At 56.4% G+C, this 17,868-nt stretch carries 12 protein-coding genes; 3 read left to right on the top strand and 9 right to left on the bottom strand.

Going from position 1 to position 17,868, the window contains the following annotated elements; all coding sequences use genetic code 11:
• Positions 1-5: 5 nt before the first annotated feature.
• From DY201_RS25415 to DY201_RS25405, 3 genes are all read right to left on the bottom strand, one after another.
• On the bottom strand, positions 6-1,430 hold the full coding sequence (locus tag DY201_RS25415; RefSeq protein WP_165916129.1) for an O-antigen ligase family protein: 1,425 nt from the start codon (positions 1,428-1,430) through the stop codon (positions 6-8).
• The gene (locus tag DY201_RS25410; RefSeq protein WP_115734108.1) at positions 1,427-2,935 is read right to left on the bottom strand and encodes a lipopolysaccharide biosynthesis protein; all 1,509 of its coding nucleotides are present in this window, start codon (positions 2,933-2,935) and stop codon (positions 1,427-1,429) included. Before DY201_RS25410 ends, DY201_RS25415 begins: the two co-directional genes overlap by 4 nt.
• A gap of 75 nt (positions 2,936-3,010) precedes the next feature.
• Complete coding sequence (locus DY201_RS25405; protein WP_165916128.1) at positions 3,011-3,532, bottom strand: acyltransferase; 522 nt, start codon at positions 3,530-3,532, stop codon at positions 3,011-3,013.
• Positions 3,533-3,909: 377 nt separating this feature from the next.
• On the opposite strand from DY201_RS25405, the gene DY201_RS25400 reads away from it, so the two are divergent.
• Entirely contained in the window at positions 3,910-5,049 is a 1,140-nt protein-coding gene (locus DY201_RS25400; protein ID WP_115734106.1) for a glycosyltransferase family 2 protein, read from the top strand.
• A 1,515-nt stretch (positions 5,050-6,564) separates the two neighbouring features.
• Here DY201_RS25400 and DY201_RS25395 read toward each other — a convergent pair.
• The 4 genes from DY201_RS25395 to DY201_RS29705 all read right to left on the bottom strand — a co-directional run bounded on the left by DY201_RS25395 (position 6,565) and on the right by DY201_RS29705 (position 11,568).
• Positions 6,565-7,287, bottom strand: a complete 723-nt coding sequence (locus DY201_RS25395; RefSeq protein ID WP_131922508.1) for a tyrosine-protein kinase family protein — start codon at positions 7,285-7,287, stop codon at positions 6,565-6,567.
• Positions 7,284-8,483 carry a polysaccharide biosynthesis/export family protein gene (locus DY201_RS25390; RefSeq protein ID WP_115734104.1) on the bottom strand — a complete coding sequence of 400 codons (1,200 nt, stop codon included), beginning with the start codon at positions 8,481-8,483 and terminating at the stop codon, positions 7,284-7,286. Before DY201_RS25390 ends, DY201_RS25395 begins: the two co-directional genes overlap by 4 nt.
• Positions 8,480-9,409 carry a hypothetical protein gene (locus tag DY201_RS25385; protein ID WP_131922506.1) on the bottom strand — a complete coding sequence of 310 codons (930 nt, stop codon included), beginning with the start codon at positions 9,407-9,409 and terminating at the stop codon, positions 8,480-8,482. The genes DY201_RS25390 and DY201_RS25385 overlap by 4 nt, the downstream gene beginning before the upstream one ends.
• A 398-nt stretch (positions 9,410-9,807) precedes the next feature.
• Positions 9,808-11,568 (bottom strand): calcium-binding protein, encoded by a 1,761-nt coding sequence (locus tag DY201_RS29705; RefSeq protein ID WP_115734102.1) that lies wholly within the window; start codon positions 11,566-11,568, stop codon positions 9,808-9,810.
• Positions 11,569-12,196: 628 nt separating this feature from the next.
• On the opposite strand from DY201_RS29705, the gene DY201_RS25375 reads away from it, so the two are divergent.
• Complete coding sequence (locus DY201_RS25375; RefSeq protein ID WP_115734101.1) at positions 12,197-13,684, top strand: alkaline phosphatase family protein; 1,488 nt, start codon at positions 12,197-12,199, stop codon at positions 13,682-13,684.
• 490 nt (positions 13,685-14,174) lie between these two features.
• Here the strand turns inward: DY201_RS25375 and DY201_RS25370 are convergent, their stop codons facing one another.
• A complete protein-coding gene (locus DY201_RS25370; RefSeq protein WP_131922503.1) occupies positions 14,175-15,107 on the bottom strand; it encodes an FkbM family methyltransferase in 933 nt (310 codons plus the stop codon).
• 153 nt (positions 15,108-15,260) lie between these two features.
• Positions 15,261-16,370, bottom strand: a complete 1,110-nt coding sequence (locus tag DY201_RS25365) for a glycosyltransferase (RefSeq protein WP_115734099.1) — start codon at positions 16,368-16,370, stop codon at positions 15,261-15,263.
• Between the two features lies 1 nt (position 16,371).
• Between DY201_RS25365 and DY201_RS25360 the strand changes: the two genes are divergently transcribed.
• Positions 16,372-17,823, top strand: a complete 1,452-nt coding sequence (locus tag DY201_RS25360; RefSeq protein WP_115734098.1) for a glycosyltransferase — start codon at positions 16,372-16,374, stop codon at positions 17,821-17,823.
• Positions 17,824-17,868: the final 45 nt, after the last annotated feature.

The raw sequence follows: 17,868 nt of genomic DNA, 5'->3' as shown, positions 1-17,868 counted from the left end.
GCCGGCTAGCGTGCCTTTGGCGGGGGATAGCTTACAGCGGTGGATACCCCCTGATCGTATTTAGGGTTTTGTCGAACCGGGGTCTGGGGCCGCGGCTGTTTAGCGACAGGAGACCTGATTGCGGAATTGAGGGCGGCGGTGAGGCCAACCAGGACATAGATCGGCCAGCTAAAGCCGTGGCTCAGAAACGAACCTGCCCCACATAAACCTGCAAAACTTGAAAGCAACCCCAGTGCCATGCAGCGGTGGATGTGATTTTCCAGAGGGAGGGACCGCAGTGCGGCGAGAAGCGTGTAAACGGTGGCGGACACCATTCCGAGAAACAGGCCCAGTCCAACAATCCCGGACTCGGCCAGGACACTCAGCCACGTGTTGTGAACCGCCTTCCACTTGCCCGAGGACCTGTAGGCCTCTCTCTCGAAATTGGCCAGTCCGATGCCTATGACGGGATGTTCAAGGCCCACGCGGGTGGCCAACGACCACATCGCGATCCGTCCCGCAGCAGACTCGTCCAGTTTTCCGTTGACGGAACCGGCGGTCAGTCGGCTGCCTAGACCCATTCCGATATAGAGCGTGACGACAAGGACCACGACGGCGACGGTGGCCAGGCTCCTTGATCGCATCGTCGCGTAGGCAAGAACCGCCCCGAGGGCGAAGCACCCTACAAGGCCGCCCCGGCTTCTGGTGTATGTGATCGCAAGCAAGACCAGCAACCCCGCACCTGCAAATATGAACCGCTCCAGCCTGCTGTGCGCCGTAAAAGCCAACGATGCCGCAAATCCGAGTGCGGGCAACAACATGAATGCGAGATCGTTAGGGTCGCCGAGGATCGAACCGTATGACCGCCCGATCGTTACGCGTCCGTCTTCCACCAACTCGACGCCTATTGCCTTGTTGCGGAGTGCGACTAGCGCGACCACAAGGCCGAAGAGTGCAATGGCTCGTGCAGCTGATCGGAATTCGTGCGGATTGCGGACCAGCCAAGCTACCGAAAGCGTCATAACGAAAATCTTGGAGAAACTGTCCACCCAGGCAGAGAAGGCCGCCGAGGGACTGGCGGCGAGTGGCACGCCAAACGACACCAGTCCGAAAAAGAGGACGAACCATACAATCTGCGACGTCCACTCAGGCCGTAGGTTGCCCTTGACCAGATGCCAGAGCAGCGAGACCGCGGTAATAGCGGCCAATATGAGGGGAAGCCTCAGCGGGCTCAGCATCAGAAGCGCTTCATGGATTCGGAACATGCTCGAGGCGGCAAAGGTGATTGCCAATGCAAAGGGATAATACGCCGCCAGATAAATCAGGACGATGCCGCCGAGCAGCGCGGAAATACCGAGAAGCGGAACGGCCAGGTTTCCGGAGATTGCCAACGCAGCTCCGCACAAAACCATGAATGATATTGTTGCGAGCCATGTCGATTGCGCCGTCATTTCTGCTCCAGTTCGAGGCGCTTGCCCCGCCAGTAGCCGGTCATCTGGTTTACGACCTGTCGGTGGAACACCAGCAATACCAGGATATAGGTCGCCGCACCGACCGCAATCATGGCTAGGAGTTGCAAGGGAGGCCATATGTCGAACGAAGCGATTACGCTTCTTGTCAGTTGGACCGTCACGATCATGAGCGCCGAGGCGGAGGCTGCTGGCCACATGCTGGATACGTATTCAAGCAGAGAAGTGTGCGCCACCCGCAATGTTGCAACGAGGAGCGGCGCATTTATCACCAAGGCACCGACCAGCCAGCCGGCCGCGATACCGACGGCGCCCCATGCCGAGCCGAAAATGATAAACAGAAGCGGCAGAACGACAGCAGCGATCCATGCCTGGCGCGTTGGAATGCCTGGACGGCCACATGCCTGAAGAATCTGCGGCAGGAGCGCAAAAACGGATGCGATTGCCACATGCGCGCACAGGAGCCGCATTGGCCAGACCGCACCCGCCCAGGAAGGCCCCATGACGATGTGAAAGAACTCGTTCGCAATTGCCGCGAGGCCAAACAATAGTGGGAAGGCAGCCAGGGCGAGATGGCGCGTTATCGAGGTCAGATATCGCTTCAGGCTATCGGGATCCTGACGGACTTCCAAAAACAGTCCGGGTGTTACCCGCGTTACCAGCGACGTGATTTTCTCCAAGGGGGTGGCCGCCAATGTCAATGCAAAGACATATTGGCCTGTCGTGCTTGCGCCGAGTAACCGCCCGGCTACAGCGATGTCGGCAGACGAGCAGATCAATGACGAAATGCCCTGGGAGACAAAATTCAATCCAAAAACCATGAACGGTCGGACTTGCGCTGCGCGCGGCAATTCATACCCTTGGCGGCCGAAATAGGCCGTTATGAACAAGGAGATCATTGCACCGCCGAGATAACCGCATACCAATGCCCAGTATCCAAAGCCGGCCACCGCGAGGCATAGAGTAATCGTCGTATCGGAAATCGACCTTGAAAATTCAGATATCGCCAGCTCCTTGTAACGGAACTCTCGCCTGAGGACCGCAACCGGAACAATAGCGAGCGCCTCTATGACGAAAATGACGCTGAGCGCCAAGATAACCGTTCGGACGGCTTCCTCTCCAAAAAAGGCAGCGACATAGGGCGATAGCGCCATTGCCATGACGACGGCAGCGCATCCCAGCAATACGGCAACTGTATTCAGTTGCCTGATCGTGGATCGGCTGACGTCTGGAGACATGATGATCGCATAACCGAGGCCAGCCTCGGCTATGACCGATAAGAAGCGGGTGAAAATAGTCGAAACGGCCATGAAGCCATACGCCTCGGGCCCAAGGACACGTGCAATAACGACAGTTGCCGGCCACGTGTAAATCTGCGCAAGCCAGCGTGAGCCGCCAGTCCAGGCAACGCCACTGATCAGAGCGCGGTCGAGACGCCCGATCTCATCGGGGGTCTTTGCCGAACACTGAGGGTGCTTTTCATCCATTCGCGCCGGCGACCTGCTGTTTCTGATTAGCCCACTCTCGGCATCATTGGGCCTTCGCCGAATAGGCGCGACCAGCTAGTTTTCAGTCTCCTGAGTGCCCGGAACAGCCTTTACGACTTTGGCTGGATTGCCCACGATGATCGAGTTTGCCGGGTAGACGCCCGCGCACACCGCTCCGTAGCCAACGACCGAGTTTGTCCCGATACGGGTTCCCGGCAAGATTCCGACCGCCGAGGCAACCCATACATTCTCCTCGATCGCCACGGGTGCCGTTCGGACACTGGCAAGTTGGCTGTGGCGGTCGACATGGGTGCTATGGAAATCTGTGTCGGAAATCGACGCGTCGCCTAAAATTCCGAGGCGGCCAATCGAGATGGACTGTTTGCATCCGAAGCGCGTGCCATTCAGATAGGTGTCGCTTCCTATCGTAATCTGAGCCTCCGAACTGTAAGTCCAGGGCGTAACCAATCGATCGATGACGACATTGTCTCCAAGGACCACCTTGCCAGGGCCCTTGAGGTGAAGGCGGCCAAAGATCTTCAGATTTCGGCCCGCTGAGAAGCGCCTGCCAAGCAGTTTGCATTTTGCGGGAAACAACAGCCCTCGCCATAATGCGACGACCGTTCGAGCTGCTTTCAAAGGTTCGGCTGGCCGGCTGTACAAAGTACACGATCATCCTTCTGGGCCGCTCGAGAACCCTATATGGGAGGGCGCATTCTTGCAACCAAACCGTGCCTTCGACATTCGTTGGGGCCTGGGCCTCCGGAGCCAGGCTGTTCCCGGTTACAGTGGCCTCGTGGACTTGAGCATGTCTTCATCGGGTTAGAGCGCTAGGAGTTGGTCGACAGTCCCGCCGTTTCAGAGTAGCCATAACGGCCTGACACGGGCTCTGCAGTGAGCGCGGCCGCTTGGGTTCGGGTGGTTAGGACTTTGGAAAATGCAGTCAGGCGCTGGCACAGGGAGAAATCCTGGCGATGGCAACTGTCTTCTTCGTGTCGATCGGGCTGTTAGTGTACCATTTCGTTTTGTATCCAACAATACTCTGGATTTTAACGCGGATAAAACCAAGCACCCGCAGGGAAATGGATAGGCCCGTCGTTTTCCCAGCTATGGAATTAATTGTGCCTGCCCACAATGAGCAGGAGGTAATTGCTGACAAGGTAAGAAATCTATTTGCTTTGGAATACCCGGGCGACCTCACCGTCACCATAGCGCTCGATGGCTGCAGCGATAGAACGGAGCAGGTTCTTACCGCAGTGATGTCTGAGCAAAAGGCAGATCACAAGCGGGTTTCTGTCGCGGTATACCGGCAGAATATCGGAAAAGTCGCGGTGATTAACGAACTTATTGGGAAGTCAACGGCAGAGATAATTGCATTGTCCGACACGTCTTCATTGTTGGATGCAGACGCACTGATATCGGCCGCATGCTATTTCGGTGATAAACGTATAGGTGTCGTTTGTGGTTCGTATCACCTCAGCGCCGGCTCATCATTCGCTGAAAGGGCGTACTGGCGTTATCAGACCAACGTAAAACGACTTGAATCGGCGTTTGGATCGGTCATGGGGGCCCATGGAGCCTTCTATCTTGTCCGAAGAAGTCTGTGGACCAAGCTAGCGAGTGACACGATAAACGACGATTTCGTGCTTCCAATGAAGATTGTCGCCACCGGCGCCCAAGCAGTCTATGCCTCCGAAATTCGTATTGAGGAATTGGAAGTGTCCCGGTCGGTCCAGGACATCCGCAGGCGGATCAGGCTGGGGGCCGGCAACATTCAGCAACTCGTGATGCTCGCTGGGCTAGCAGATCCTCGAAGAGGCCGGACAGCTTTCATGTTCATATCGGGAAAAGCCATAAGGTCGATTGCCCCATACGCATTCATCGCGGCATTTGCGTCTGGCTTGATCTGGATTGCGGCGGGAAATCCAATGCTGGCGACGGGAATTGTCGTGGCCTGCGGTTTTGTTCTGCTGGCGCCCGGCAGTTGGGGGCTATTGTCGCTGGCAAGATATGTTGCGCTATCCACCATGGCATCCGCATTCGGCGGTCTGTTGTATTTGGTTGGTCCGAGCGGAGCTGCGTGGAATATCTCCAGGAGCGGCAAGCAGTCATAGGCTAAGCTGAGCAGTATAGACTCCCCTAAGTCATCGACGGGTCGCCTGAGCTCGTCACCATAAAGCAGGCATGCGGAAGCTTTTGGTTCGGCCAGTATAATGTACTGCGAAGGCCTGATTTACGGACTGGAAGCGGCTTGGCCATATTTTCAGGCGCGGGATGCCGCGGTTGCTAAAGCCGTCGGTCGGCCTGCGCACAAGAGGCCGGTATGTCTCGTTTGACCCTACGAGGACGGGCAGCTGAAGCGCCTCCACCGTCGGGGCGTTAAGCCACAGCGCTTCGCCTGCCTTGTGTTACGAATTGGCTACGACACCCTGATCCAATGGGCTATTGCCCGCAACCCCCGCGAGAGCAACATTAGGCTTGCACGGTGAGGTGCGACGTCGAAGCAGAGCGTAAATTCAAGAGTTGAGTATTGCGTCGGCTGCCATGCCCACCCCACCACGCAATGCAGGCGGCCCGACTTGGTAAACCCAAGCGGGCCGCTTTAGCAACAGGTGGTCGATGAGAGATCAGGGGCGATCTGCGTTCATACCACCCTGCATCCCGACACTGGTCAACAAGCCACCCGGGGCGACGCGCCTGGACGGATGAAATCAGATATGACGGCTATAGGACCCAGATACATATAGCTGGCACCGAAGTAAGCGCCTTCACCCCGCAACGGTCACGACTGGTCGATGAAATAAGCGGCAGTGCTGGCTGGTGCCCGCGCCTAGATCAGGCGTGATGCTGCCGTCCTCGACGGCGAGATGGTTGTGCAGGATGAGACCGGCCGTTCCGCCTTCAAAAGGCTGGTCAGCGTGATTCGTTGGGAAAGCGCGAGCCTCGTGTTTTTACGCCTTCGATCTGCTCAGTCTCGACGGTAAGGAGTTGCAGCCAGGACCGACGCGCCAGGTTGCAGCACCTGGTCGGAATTCATCGGCCCGATGTTCCTATCCAGTTCAGTTAGGCATTCAACGGTACCCGTGCTGAGCTATTTGCCGCGCGGAACGCATGGAAGGCATTGTCTCGAAATAAAAGGCGAGCGTCTATCGCGGCGGCCATCCGCTACGGCAGGCCTGGAACTAGAGTCGTTCGAGCTAGCATTAGTGTTGTACGCTGGGCGTCCTCAGGCGGTGTTTTTGGTCAACCGGTCACGTCCCGAACAGGCCCGCCCCTCCGGTTGGAAAACGTCCGATTTTTCTCCAAGGTCCCCGTGATAGCCCGGTGAGGAGCCGGCCACCACGCAAGATCTACTAACGCTAGTGAAGCCGTCGTCTGTCTGGGTTGAGAAGCGCGAATGTCATTTGACGTATCGTATCGCCCCAATAGCCGTCCACGAAACAGATGTACTCTCAGGTGCTGCGGTGGCTGCAAGGCAGTCAACAGCAGCGCCTTCTCGCTTAGCTGCAATTGGGTGAACAAGCGCGATCTGGCGAGCCCTGAAGTCATCGGCATTGACCACATGAAATCGAAGTGACGTCGCGCTATTTCCCCTGCTGCTGTGGTTGGGTTTCGAAAAATGGAAAAGGCTAATCCGTCCCCTCTTCAAGTTCTTTCACTGATTTTCCCAATCGCACCATGGAATTCTTGATCGGAGGGACCCAACGCAGATACCTGTTTGCCCAACGAACAACTTCATTGCCGATATAGCTGTGATGGACGTCGTTCATGATCAGGCCGCTGATTGGCACGCTTGCCTTGAAGGCACTTTCGACCGCATTGAACAAGACTCTGCGTTTTTCACGATGTCTGGTGCATATCAAAAAGAATGCGTCGGCTGACGCGGCTGCACGAAGCGGGTTCATTTGCCCAAGCTGCACACCCGTCAGGGGAGGTAGATCGAAGACCAACCTGTCAAACTTCAACGCGCTGCTCTCGAGCACCTCAATCAGTTGTCCGACATCCGGCACGATGCCGACTGTCGCCAATCTGAGGATCGCGCAGTTTGGTGGGCGGAGGGACCCGTAATCATAGTTCCGAAGCCGATCTTGCAGTGTATACCTGTTTGTGTAACTGAGGGGTCCAGTCCAATCGATGATAAGGGTCGTCAATCCCGACTGTGCAAACACATTGGCCAGCGCGCGGGAAATGGTCGTTACCCCGGAATTCGGGCTTGGGGCGGACAGAGCGATCACGCGCTGGTGGTTGGCGGCGATCCCAAGCGCCAGCAGTTCGAGTTCCACGAGCCATCTGGGCTTGGTTGCTTCTGACGATGGCGGCAGATCTGCAAAGGCCAGCTCGTGTCGTGTCATTTGTCACCCACCGCGCTCGGGGTTGACGATCCATCATCTCCAACGACCAGTACATCCTTGGGAAGAAGCTCTGAATAAAATTTCGCGTCCGGCGTGATTACGCCGCCATTGCGAACTATCTGGTAGCGGATCAAGAACTCGCTTTGCTTCACGGTATCCGACCGCCATATTTCCAGTTCGATGGAATTCTGGAAGATCTTCTGCTCGAGGCGGGAAATGTCTAGATCCAACCTGGAAGAGCTGTCTGACTTTATAACCGTCTCTCCACTCTCCAAAGAAAAAATCAGGGACTGAACGCGGGCGATGGCAACGAGTGTATTCGTGCGCTTCTCCTCGATGTCAGAAAGTCGGAAAGCGGCTTCACGGGCCGTTTCAGCCCGTACGACTCCGCGCTTTTGCAGATCGTTCATTTCGGCCGCAGTGCTACGCTGCTGTTCTATCTGCCCGTCCAAAAGAGTTCGTTGTTCCTGGAGGCGGTGGAGTTCGTCGTTGGCTGCTGTTTTGGCGCGAGCGTTCGCGGCCAGTTGTGCATCCAGTGAGCCCATTCGGGAACTAAGCACGAGTTGTTCGCGCTGGATGAGATCTTGCGCTGCATCTTTGCCTGCAAGCTTTGTCAGGATGTCGGGAATGGCAATGGCCGGAGCATGGGCGCGTTCCGATTTGAGGCGAGCAATCGTGGCAACGCTTCGTATCTGGTCGTCGAGAAGTTTGCGGTACTCGGCATCACTGCGCTCGACCGACCCGGGTTCGTCATTCAGTTTCGAAGTTGGCTGTACCAAACCACCAGCCAGGGCCACTGCCTGCAACACGGTCAGGCCGGGCTGCCAGGGGACCGCGCCCGAATTCTCGACGAGGCCGGTCACAAAAACGGGCTTGTATGCAATGACTTCCACGGTCGCTTTGCCGGGCTTGCCGGTAATTTCAGTTACCCTGTCCGACAACAGCTTTTCAAGCGACGCGGCATCCAGACCCGATACATTGACCCGGCCGATAACCGCCATGGTTATGTCCCCTTCGGGGCCTATGCGATATTCGCCACTCAGTTCGGGATAGCCAAGAAGGCGGACTAGAAGCCGATCTGCCTTGCTCAATACCTGAGTGGTTACTCGTGATTGAACTGGTGTGGCGTTCTGAGCGTGCGTGAAGACCGAAGAGAAACCTAGCGCAAGTGCGGCGTAGAGCAATCGCCTGTTCATGGCCGTCCATCGCGCGTTTGGTCGATTCTTCCGATAGTGGCGACGAAATTCAATCCAGTGATCTTTGCGATGGACCGACGATCCCTTACGTAGGGGTCCATCATCTCCGCGGCGAAAGCCAATCCGAATGAAAAGAGCACGCCTGCGCCAAAGATGATCGCAAGCTTGTACAGCTTTGACATCGAGGGAAACTGGGGATCACTCGGCGGATCGACGACTATCATGCTGGATGCAGAGTTCACCAGATCCACGCCTGGACCAGGTGCCGAGCTGCCAAGCTGGCGTTGATATTCGTCATATACGGTTTGAGCGGCGTCCAGCTTCAGCGTGGCACTGGATAACTTCTTTTCAAATTCGCCACGTTGGGTGATCGGAACCGTGTCGCGTTGCGCGGCAAGTTGGTCAACTGCCCGCTTTGCGTCATTGAGTTCCCTTGCGCGTCGTTCCAACAAAAGGTCGCCGACATTTCGGCCACCTTGACGCATCAGTGCTTCAGTGAATCTGATCAGAACTATTTCCAGTCTGACACCGAGGCCTTGGGCCATTTTGCCGGTATAGGTGATCTGGAGAAACTCGTTGCCGATAGGTTCGAGCCACAAGGATCGCCGAAGCTCTTGTATGCGTAACCGCTTTTCATTTTCGCCGATCGCTGTACCAAACTGGTCGTCGACGACATTTCCCAGAACATGTTCGCTGAACAGGAGCGCGCGAAGCCCATCAATCCTTTCGCTTAACAAAGGGAAGGTTGACCCTTGATCCGTCGAGAGTGGATTGGTGCTCTTCGTCTGCTGAACCAGAAGAAGGGTGCGGGCAGCATAATTGCCAGGCCAAAATGATGCGATCGCGTAGCTGAACGGAAGAAAGAGCAGAAGTGGAATAATAATAAGCGCATATCGCCGCCGTAGCATGGTGAGTGCTCCCACCATGAGAGCATCCGTCCGGTCATGCATGGTTGGGGAAGTGTCCACCTGTCTCCCTAAAATGAGACCAACGACTTAGCAGAATACTACTTGTTGTCTGGCGGCTTCGAGTCTTCAAGTCGTTGGTTGCCAGACTGGCCGAACATCGTAGCTCCAGATACACGTTCTTGGGCACCATACACCTGACGCGCCCAAATGCGCATATCACATGTTGATGTTCAGCGGCCTTAGGGTCAAGCAGTGTTGTCCTGCCCGCCGCAATCGGGTTGCAGGCAGGAACCGGGGGCCGCGCACGACAATGCTCAGCTCAGGCTTGAAAGCGAGCCGGAGCGAATGTGTCGAACAGCGGCGAACTCGAGGAACTATGGCCGCAACGCTGTCAGGTTGGGGGTCGGCATGGAGGGCTAGATGACAAAGTCCACTGTGGTCAGCACGGAGCTTCCTTCGATCTGGATGCCGAAATCGGCAACCTTATCTCCATCCACGTCACCTGACAGCACATGATTGACGAAATGAAGCTCGCCTGCTTTTCCGCTAAACTGTTGGTCGCCTATGAAGGAAAACGCCTGATCGCCCTGGACGCGCAGATTGGCGTCAATGAGGCTCAGATTCACCCGATCAATCCCGTGTTCGAAATCAGTGATTACATCGGGCAGGTTTTTAGCGGTCTCGATCGTCGATCGGAACAGGAACACATCATTTCCCTGCCCGCCGGTCAGGACGTCGAGGCCCTCCATTCCCTCAAGAGTGTCTTTGCCGGCGCCGCCATTCAGCCTGTCATTGCCGCCTCCTCCTTTGAGAGTGTCGTTGCCAGCTTCACCATGAAGCGTGTCGGCACCATCGTTTCCGTTTAAGACGTCGGCACCGAGACCTCCATAAAGCGTATCGTTTCCGCTGCCGCCATCCAGCCTGTCGTTGCCGCCTTGACCATATAATTGGTCGTCGCCGGCGCCACCCACGAGATGGTCCCTGCCTCCCTTCCCCGTGAGCACGAGCTTTTCGACGCTTCCGGCGAGGCCGTCTGTGCCTGTGCCTGTGTCGATGCCCTTGTCCGTGTCTGTGCTAGTGCCGGCACTCGGCTCCAGGGAGGTATCTGATTTGCCCTGAATGTAGGCAAGGTAGTTGTAGGAGCTGGTATACTGCTGATTGAATTGCTTGGAGCCTGCCAGCCAGCTGCCATCAACGCCACCCTCGAAGACTTGGTTGCCACGCTCTAGATACGTAGCATCGCCAGTATGCTTGTAGACAAAGCCGAACCCGCTCACGATCAGCATGTTCACGTCGGCTGTCGGAGTATCTTGAACGCCATTGACGGACGTCTTGTCGATGTATTGAAAAGCCTTGGCCGTGGGGTCCCATTCGTTCGCCCACATGTAGTCTAGATTGGTTTTCACAAAGGTTATGATGCGTGGATCAGCATCGACCTGTTCATAATAGTTGATCAGGGACTCGTTCATCAGTCCGTTCATGAAGGGCTTGTCGATTGGCGAGCCGTCGGCCGCCGCCCCTTCCATGTAATTTGGCCTGGAGCCGTCGGCATTCTGAAATTCTGAGGTCAGAATCTTTTCGACCAGAGACTTAGCGAGCGCCCGGAAATCGTTCCCGCCGGCCACTCCCCAATCATCACCATTGGCCTGCATCTTGGGGACGCCCACGGAGGGTGCGTCAATGATGATCGCCTGAGTCAAGGTTTCCAGACTGCGGGCTTGCTCACGCCCCCCGGAAAGGTGGGGGTCAAAAAGGTTCGCCCAATTGTTATCCCTGTTCCATGCGCCTGCGACTTGGTCTGCCAGCTTGCCGATTGCAGTTAGACTGGCCTGGTCTCCATTTATCAGATAGTGTGCCGTGATGCCTTTAGGCATGGACCACCATGATGCGATACTATAATCGTTCGCCTCAACATAATTCCTGAGGTAATCGGCAGCAATCGCATTGCCTTGGTCAAGATATGTCTTGTCTCCCGTCCGCATGTACCAAACGTAGTTGATGAAGGCTCTATCATAATAGTTTGATGAAGCCCACGCTGTGCCGTCGGCGGACATGTGGGTGGCGCTGTATGTTGTGAATGCCTGCTCATATTGAGCAAAATCTTGCCCGAGCCCGGACGATGCGGAGACTGATATCACAGGCCCAATGAGTGAATTGAGCAAATCAAGTCGTGACATTTCCAACCTTTCGTTTCTCGTGCGAGCCTCCAGCCAATGCTGCTGCGCCGGTACCAGCCGATAGAATCAAGCTGCCTTAAGAGTTGGATGAATATCCTGCAGCGATCCATTCGGCACCGCAAGCCGCTAGGCTGTGGACAACCGCGTGCACTGAGGCATCCGGGGAGGAGCCGTAAAATGCACGGGGGTTCTCATTTATAAGTTTGGCCTAATTCAGGCATAGGCGGCGGTCCCAATTACGCCGTGCACACCACTGGAGATGTCGTATAGAATGCAACGGTCGGTTGCCGAAATGGGTCGATCAAGGCGAGTGCTGATCGTCACTGCGCGTAGTTCTTATAAACTCTATTTTGAATGAAGAATTGCCGTATTAAGGATGTTACTATGTCATTGTGGAATATTCTCTCACCGGTGTGATCGGGCGGGTCGGACTGGCGTCTACATTGGGATTTCGCTCACGCGCGTTTCTTCAAATGGACCCGCACAAGTCCTCGGCCCCCTGTCGCCTGGAGCATGCGGCGGCCGCGCAAACGTCTCTGGCGGTGGCGCAATTGCTATGACCAAATGAGGAGATTACACTCCCCCTCAGCATGCGAATAGAAGGCGATCCGTTACGGAGCAGGTCTGTATGCGTTCGGGGCCGTCCAGTGACAACGTCACGACCAAACTATCGCCAGTGCGGCCAGACAAATGCGCCGTCGTTCTGCTTGAATTCAACGAACTCAGTCCGACGCTGATTTCTCGATTCATGGAGGCGGGGGAGCTTCCCAATTTTAAGCGACTTTACGATGCATCCTCTATTTTCACTACTGATGCCGAGGAGGCAGCTCCCAATCTCGAGCCATGGATTCAGTGGATAACTGTTCATAGCGGACTGTCATACGATCAGCACGGTATCTTTCATCTGGGAGACGGACACAGACTCGATAGTCCGCAGATTTGGGATCTCATCTCTCAAGCCGGCCGGAGCGTGTTTGTCTGCGGCAGCATGAACGCGCGATACGACCTGCCCATAACCGGGGCGATCTTGCCGGATCCGTGGGCGACCGGCACGCGGCCCCATCCGGCCGGTGCATTCGAGGACTACTTCACCTTTGTTCAGCGCAATGTCCAGGAATACACCAATGATCGTGTCCCGCTCTCGAAAGGAGACTATTTACGCTTCCTGCGCTTCATGCTGAGACACGGTTTGTCGGCCAACACGGCAATATCGATCGTACGCCAGTTGATTGAGGAGCGTAGGAACCCGAGTGCCAGATGGAAGCGGGCGACCATTCTCGACAAGCTGCAGTGGGACGTCTTCAAACATTGGCACCGTGCTCACAAGCCGGATTTCGCGACGTTCTTCATAAACAGCACTGCGCATTTCCAGCACATGTATTGGCGCAACATGAATCCCGAGATTTTCACGGTTCAGCCCGATCCGATCGAGCAATCGGAATATCGGAGCGCGATTCTGTTCGGCTACAAGGAAATGGACCGCTTGATCGGTGATGCGCTGGCGCTCACTGACGATGGAAGAACGGTGCTGATATTGTGTTCGGCGCTCAGTCAGCAGCCATGCCTCGTTTATGAAGAGATTGGCGGCAAGACCTATTATCGCCCTCGCGTTTTTGAACGGGTGCTGGAGTTTGCAGGCGTAGCAGGGCCCTACAAGGTCGAGCCGGTGATGTCGGAACAGTTCCACATCCGCTTCGAGACAGAGGCATCTGCACAAGCTGCGGCCGAAGCTCTGCGCGCGCTTTCTCTACCCGAGGGGCCGGCCATGGAAGCGCATTGCAGCGGAACCGACATTCATGCCGGATGCAACATATACCGGCAACTTTCGAAGGATGTTCCTCTGACGGGATCAGGCGGCCACTCGACACCCTTCTTCCGGCTCTTCTACCAGGTCGAGGGATTGAAGAGCGGGATGCATCATCCTGACGGCATCCTTTGGATTCGGGATCCCGTTTCGACATCCGGTCAAGGCGCCGGGCGCGTCTCGCTGCGGGATGTCGCGCCGACGCTGCTCAGCTATTTCAACCTTCCCGCCCCTGTTGCCATGACCGGACGGATCATTTCGACCTCGCCCGGCTCGGGCGTCCGTAATGCAGAAAAACTGCGAGGGTTGTAGGCGACCGGTGGTTGCTTTGGCATGCGCCTCCTATTTGCGACGGGGACGTGAAATCATCAGCTAGTACGGAGCCTGTCATCTTTCAGCATCAGGGACCAGGTTCCAAACAAGCCAACCTATCGGGTATCGCAGGGCGGCGGAGGGGTTCGGAAGGCGACGTCCAATATCGTCCAGTCTATAGGGCGCTGGTCGCGATTGGAGCTTCGAGGAATTAAGGCTGTTTATCGCCAGCCCCGCTCACTTTACCTGGATCAGACTTGTTACCTGGAACAGACTTGAGTTTCCCGGGACTGCAGGAGGAGAAGCAACGGGCCGAACTCATCGGTTACCTCCGGACCTTGAGTGACACCCCGATGCCGCTTCTCGATAATTGATTTGTTTCCTATCGCTGGCAATACAACCAGTCTTGATGATGCTGAGTTGCTCTGCATCGGGCTACGCGCCAAGGACCACGCATGGGGCCGGTCGCGGCAGACCCGCGGAATTGAGCTTATCGTCTACGCGCAAAGACATGATCGCGGGCGCTGATATGATCCACTGCGGGGTTGAAGCTGTTGGGAAGCAATTCGAAGCCGAGTGACGTTAGTTTGGCACAGACTTTGTCGCGCGTGCGATACAGTTCTCCCTCGCCCGCATCGGCGCGAAAATCGTGGCAAGCGATGACGACATTGCGAGTATTCTGCAGACACTTTGACATTCCCTGCAGCGCTGGCGCTTCGGCGCCTTCAATATTCATCTTCAGAAGGGCCACGTCCTTTATGCCATGTTCTTCGCAAAGTGCATCAAGAGTGACACCAGGCACCATGTGTCGTTCTTGACCTTCTAAGCCCATCGAGATTGTGGACGAAAGACTGTCCGGGCCGTCCTCTATAAAGACTGGACCCGCGACCGCCGAGATGGCTGCAAGTATGGGGACGGTTCGATGGCAATGCGAAAGCTGAAGGGTTCTCTTCAGGCGCAAAAAAGTTACGGGATGAGCTTCGATAGCCAAGACGACACCGCCCGATCCCACCACTGCGTCGAAGAGAACGGTATCAGTGCCGACCTCGGCGCCCACATCAAGCACGACGTCACCGGAGCGCACCTCGAAATGCTGCAACCAGTACTTGCGGGCCAACTCTCGCCAAGGGGCCGCACCGTTTCGTGCCATGAGATGCCCGCCATAATACTCGAACTTGGCGCCGTCGACGACGTGTTCTCCATCGTATTCCCGACCCCAACTGCTGGAGAGGCGATCGTAAAAGACGCGCACTGGCCTGGAATGGGCTCCGGCCAATCTCTTTGCATAAAGGCAGGCGATCTTGGCCAGCGCTGATCTGCCTCCAGGCCGGTCCAATGCGCTGACAAGCAACTTGCGTAACGTCATCACCAACTTGTCCCGGTCGAGCACCCGCATATTGCTGTTCATGTCGCGCAGGGTCAACGTTTGCAATCGAGCTAGTCATGGAGTGCGCGCACAGCCGGAACCATCGAAAGACCAGGGGAATGGGTACGTATGAGCCGCCTCCAGGACATCGTCCACCGATCGAAAGGACGTCAGGAAGCCCTTGGTCGGCCAATTTTCGACTACAGACGCCTAGCCTTTATTGGATGGCAACAGAGTTTCGAACCGCTTTGCGCAATTTCGCTCGTCAAAATCCTCGCGCAGATGCTGGAAGGCGCGCGCACCGAGCTCCGCGCATTCGAGACGTGTTACCCTCGTCAAGACCTGTATCCATTCGGCGGCAGATTCCGCGCGCAGATAGTGCTTGGCATCGTCGAGCGCCAGCCCCTCCACTCCCAATCCAGTGCTCAACAGGGCACGTCCGTAGCGGGCGGCCTCGATGGCCTTTACTCTGGTCCCGCTGCCATATCTGACAGGTACAATCGCGAGGTCGCACTGCCGATATAGCGGTACGAGGTCGGTGACCCGACCCAGAAATTCCACGCCCTCAAGGGGGGAGAAATCAGGCTTTCGGCCGGAGCCGACTATCCGGAGCCTGAGCTGGGGCCGTTTGGCGGCCGCTTTTGGCCATATATCACGCAAGAACCATCTCAACCCCTCGGCATTGGGTGGCCAATCGAGTTTTCCGACGAACAGCAGATTGACGGTTTTGCCTGGACTGGCCGCCAACGGAGCTTCGAAGTTGAACCCTATCGGCACCGTCACCACACGCTCGGCGCCATACAGATCGGTGAAAGACTTTGCGTCCGTGTCCGAAACGGTGGCCACGGCATTGGCGCGACGGGCGAGACTGCGCTCCGCTGAAAAGACGCACCAGGCCTGAAACGCAAGAAGTATCCGCAATATTGGGTTAGTCGCGTGTTTCGACGCCCGTTTCCATATTTGTGACTCGACGTTGTGGGCGCGATAGATGATGAAGGGAAGCGCGTTGCTTACGGCCCCCCAGACGTGAAGTGTATCGCAAACCATGATCTCAGCATCGGTAGCCACGCCCTCGAAGAGCGCTTTCTTGAGCCTGGGTTCATAGAATTCGCGCATCGTCAGGGGCGCGAGCGGGTGGGTTATCATGTGACGCGCCGCAGCCAGGGCTTTGTATCGTGGTGTTAGCGGACCCCGTCTGATGAACGAGCATTTTTGGGTGCCAAGCCGAGCAGCAACCTCCAGTTCGGTGATGACCGGATCGGTTTGGGGAAAGCAGATCAATTCTATCTGGTGCCCCAGCAATCCGAGCTGACGGATCAATGTGGCCGATGCAACGCTTGCGCCATCTTCTGGAGGCCACGGGATCCGCGGGCACAACCACAATATCTTCGTCACGCGGCTACCGATGATTTTGCAAGGCAGGCGGGCATTTGGAGGGCCTCGAGCTTCGCCAGGTTCACAGCAAGGCAATAATACCGCCAACGGTCGCTTCGTCGACTCAGATTACCTGATATGGTATCGGTTCACCACGCGAGATGATCGCGCGGACGAAAGGCGCCACGTGCGAATTCTGGCGATTAGTACCTTGCTTCCGAACCGGACGATGCCCAATTTCGGGGTGTTCGTACTCGAACGATTGAAATCTCTGGCCAAGGTAGCCACGATTACCGTGGTCGCTCCGGTAACTTACTTCCCGGGCGCCGGCTTTCTCAGCCGATACAGGCTCAGACGAGGGATTCCGCCTGCGGACAGGATCGATGGGGTAGAAATCCAGTATCCTCGTTTCTTCTCCATTCCCAGATATCTGAAACCCCTTGATCCGATATTTCTCGCCCTTCGCTTGTTCCCTCATGTCCTGAGCAGAGCGAAGGAGATCGATGTCATAGAGTGTAATCTGGCATTTCCTGATGGTGTTGCCGGCGTCATTCTGGGTGCGGCAATTGGAAAACCTGTCTCGATCACCCTGCGCGGGCACGAGATGAATGTCCTTTCGGAATACCCCGGACGAAGGCGGCAGATATTGTGGGCGCTTGGGCGGGCGCGATGGGTGTTTGCCGTGGCCGAAGCGCTGCGTCAGAAGGCGCTCGAACTCGGCCTGCCACCACAAAAGATCGAGGTCATTCCAAACGGCGTCAATCGCGATCGCTTCTATCCCATTGATCGAGACGAAGCCCGTTTGCAGCTGGCTCGACTGAATGGCGGAAAACGACTTGAGGGAAACGTGCTGCTTTCCGTCGGACACCTCGTGGAGCGCAAGGGGCACCACATTCTCATCGATGCACTAAAGGTGTTGGACGAGCGCTATGGCATCCGGGCGACTTTGGTCATTGTCGGAGCTGCGAGTGAAGAGGGAGATTGTTCCAGGGAACTTCAATCCAGTTTGGAGAGGTCAGGTCGATCGGTGGATGTCGTTTTGGCCGGCGACGTACCGCAGACGGCGCTGGGATTATATTACAATGCAGCGGATGTGACTTGCCTTGCGAGCAGCAAAGAGGGGCGGCCGAACGTACTGATCGAGTCTCTTGCGTGCGGCACGCCCGTTGTCGCTACAAATGTGTGGGGAAATCCCGAAATTGTGACGGACGTGCGGGTGGGCACATTGGTGGAGCGGAGCCCAGAAGCGTTCGCCAAGGCGCTGGCCGAAGCACTTTTCCACGCTTATGATCGGGATTTCGTTCGTAGGTTCTCGGAGACGTTTTCCTGGGAAGAGAGTGTGGACCGGATTCTCGCGCGCTACTCTGAGCAAGGCTCAAAAGCCCATGGCGGTGAATAGGCGACGCTACAGGGTTTTGTTCATTCATCCTGGACCCGTGCCGCC

The organism is Aminobacter aminovorans (genome assembly GCF_900445235.1).
GTDB classification, from domain to species: domain Bacteria; phylum Pseudomonadota; class Alphaproteobacteria; order Rhizobiales; family Rhizobiaceae; genus Aminobacter; species Aminobacter aminovorans.
This window is presented reverse-complemented; position numbering and strand designations above follow the sequence as displayed.

Coding starts and splice junctions, on each gene's coding strand:
- DY201_RS29705 (WP_115734102.1), bottom strand. CDS start 11,568: ATGTCACGACTTGATTTGCTCAATTCACTCATTGGGCCTGTGATATCA.
- DY201_RS25375 (WP_115734101.1), top strand. CDS start 12,197: ATGCGTTCGGGGCCGTCCAGTGACAACGTCACGACCAAACTATCGCCA.
- DY201_RS25395 (WP_131922508.1), bottom strand. CDS start 7,287: ATGACACGACACGAGCTGGCCTTTGCAGATCTGCCGCCATCGTCAGAA.
- DY201_RS25385 (WP_131922506.1), bottom strand. CDS start 9,409: ATGGTGGGAGCACTCACCATGCTACGGCGGCGATATGCGCTTATTATT.
- DY201_RS25410 (WP_115734108.1), bottom strand. CDS start 2,935: ATGGATGAAAAGCACCCTCAGTGTTCGGCAAAGACCCCCGATGAGATC.
- DY201_RS25400 (WP_115734106.1), top strand. CDS start 3,910: ATGGCAACTGTCTTCTTCGTGTCGATCGGGCTGTTAGTGTACCATTTC.
- DY201_RS25415 (WP_165916129.1), bottom strand. CDS start 1,430: ATGACGGCGCAATCGACATGGCTCGCAACAATATCATTCATGGTTTTG.
- DY201_RS25390 (WP_115734104.1), bottom strand. CDS start 8,483: ATGAACAGGCGATTGCTCTACGCCGCACTTGCGCTAGGTTTCTCTTCG.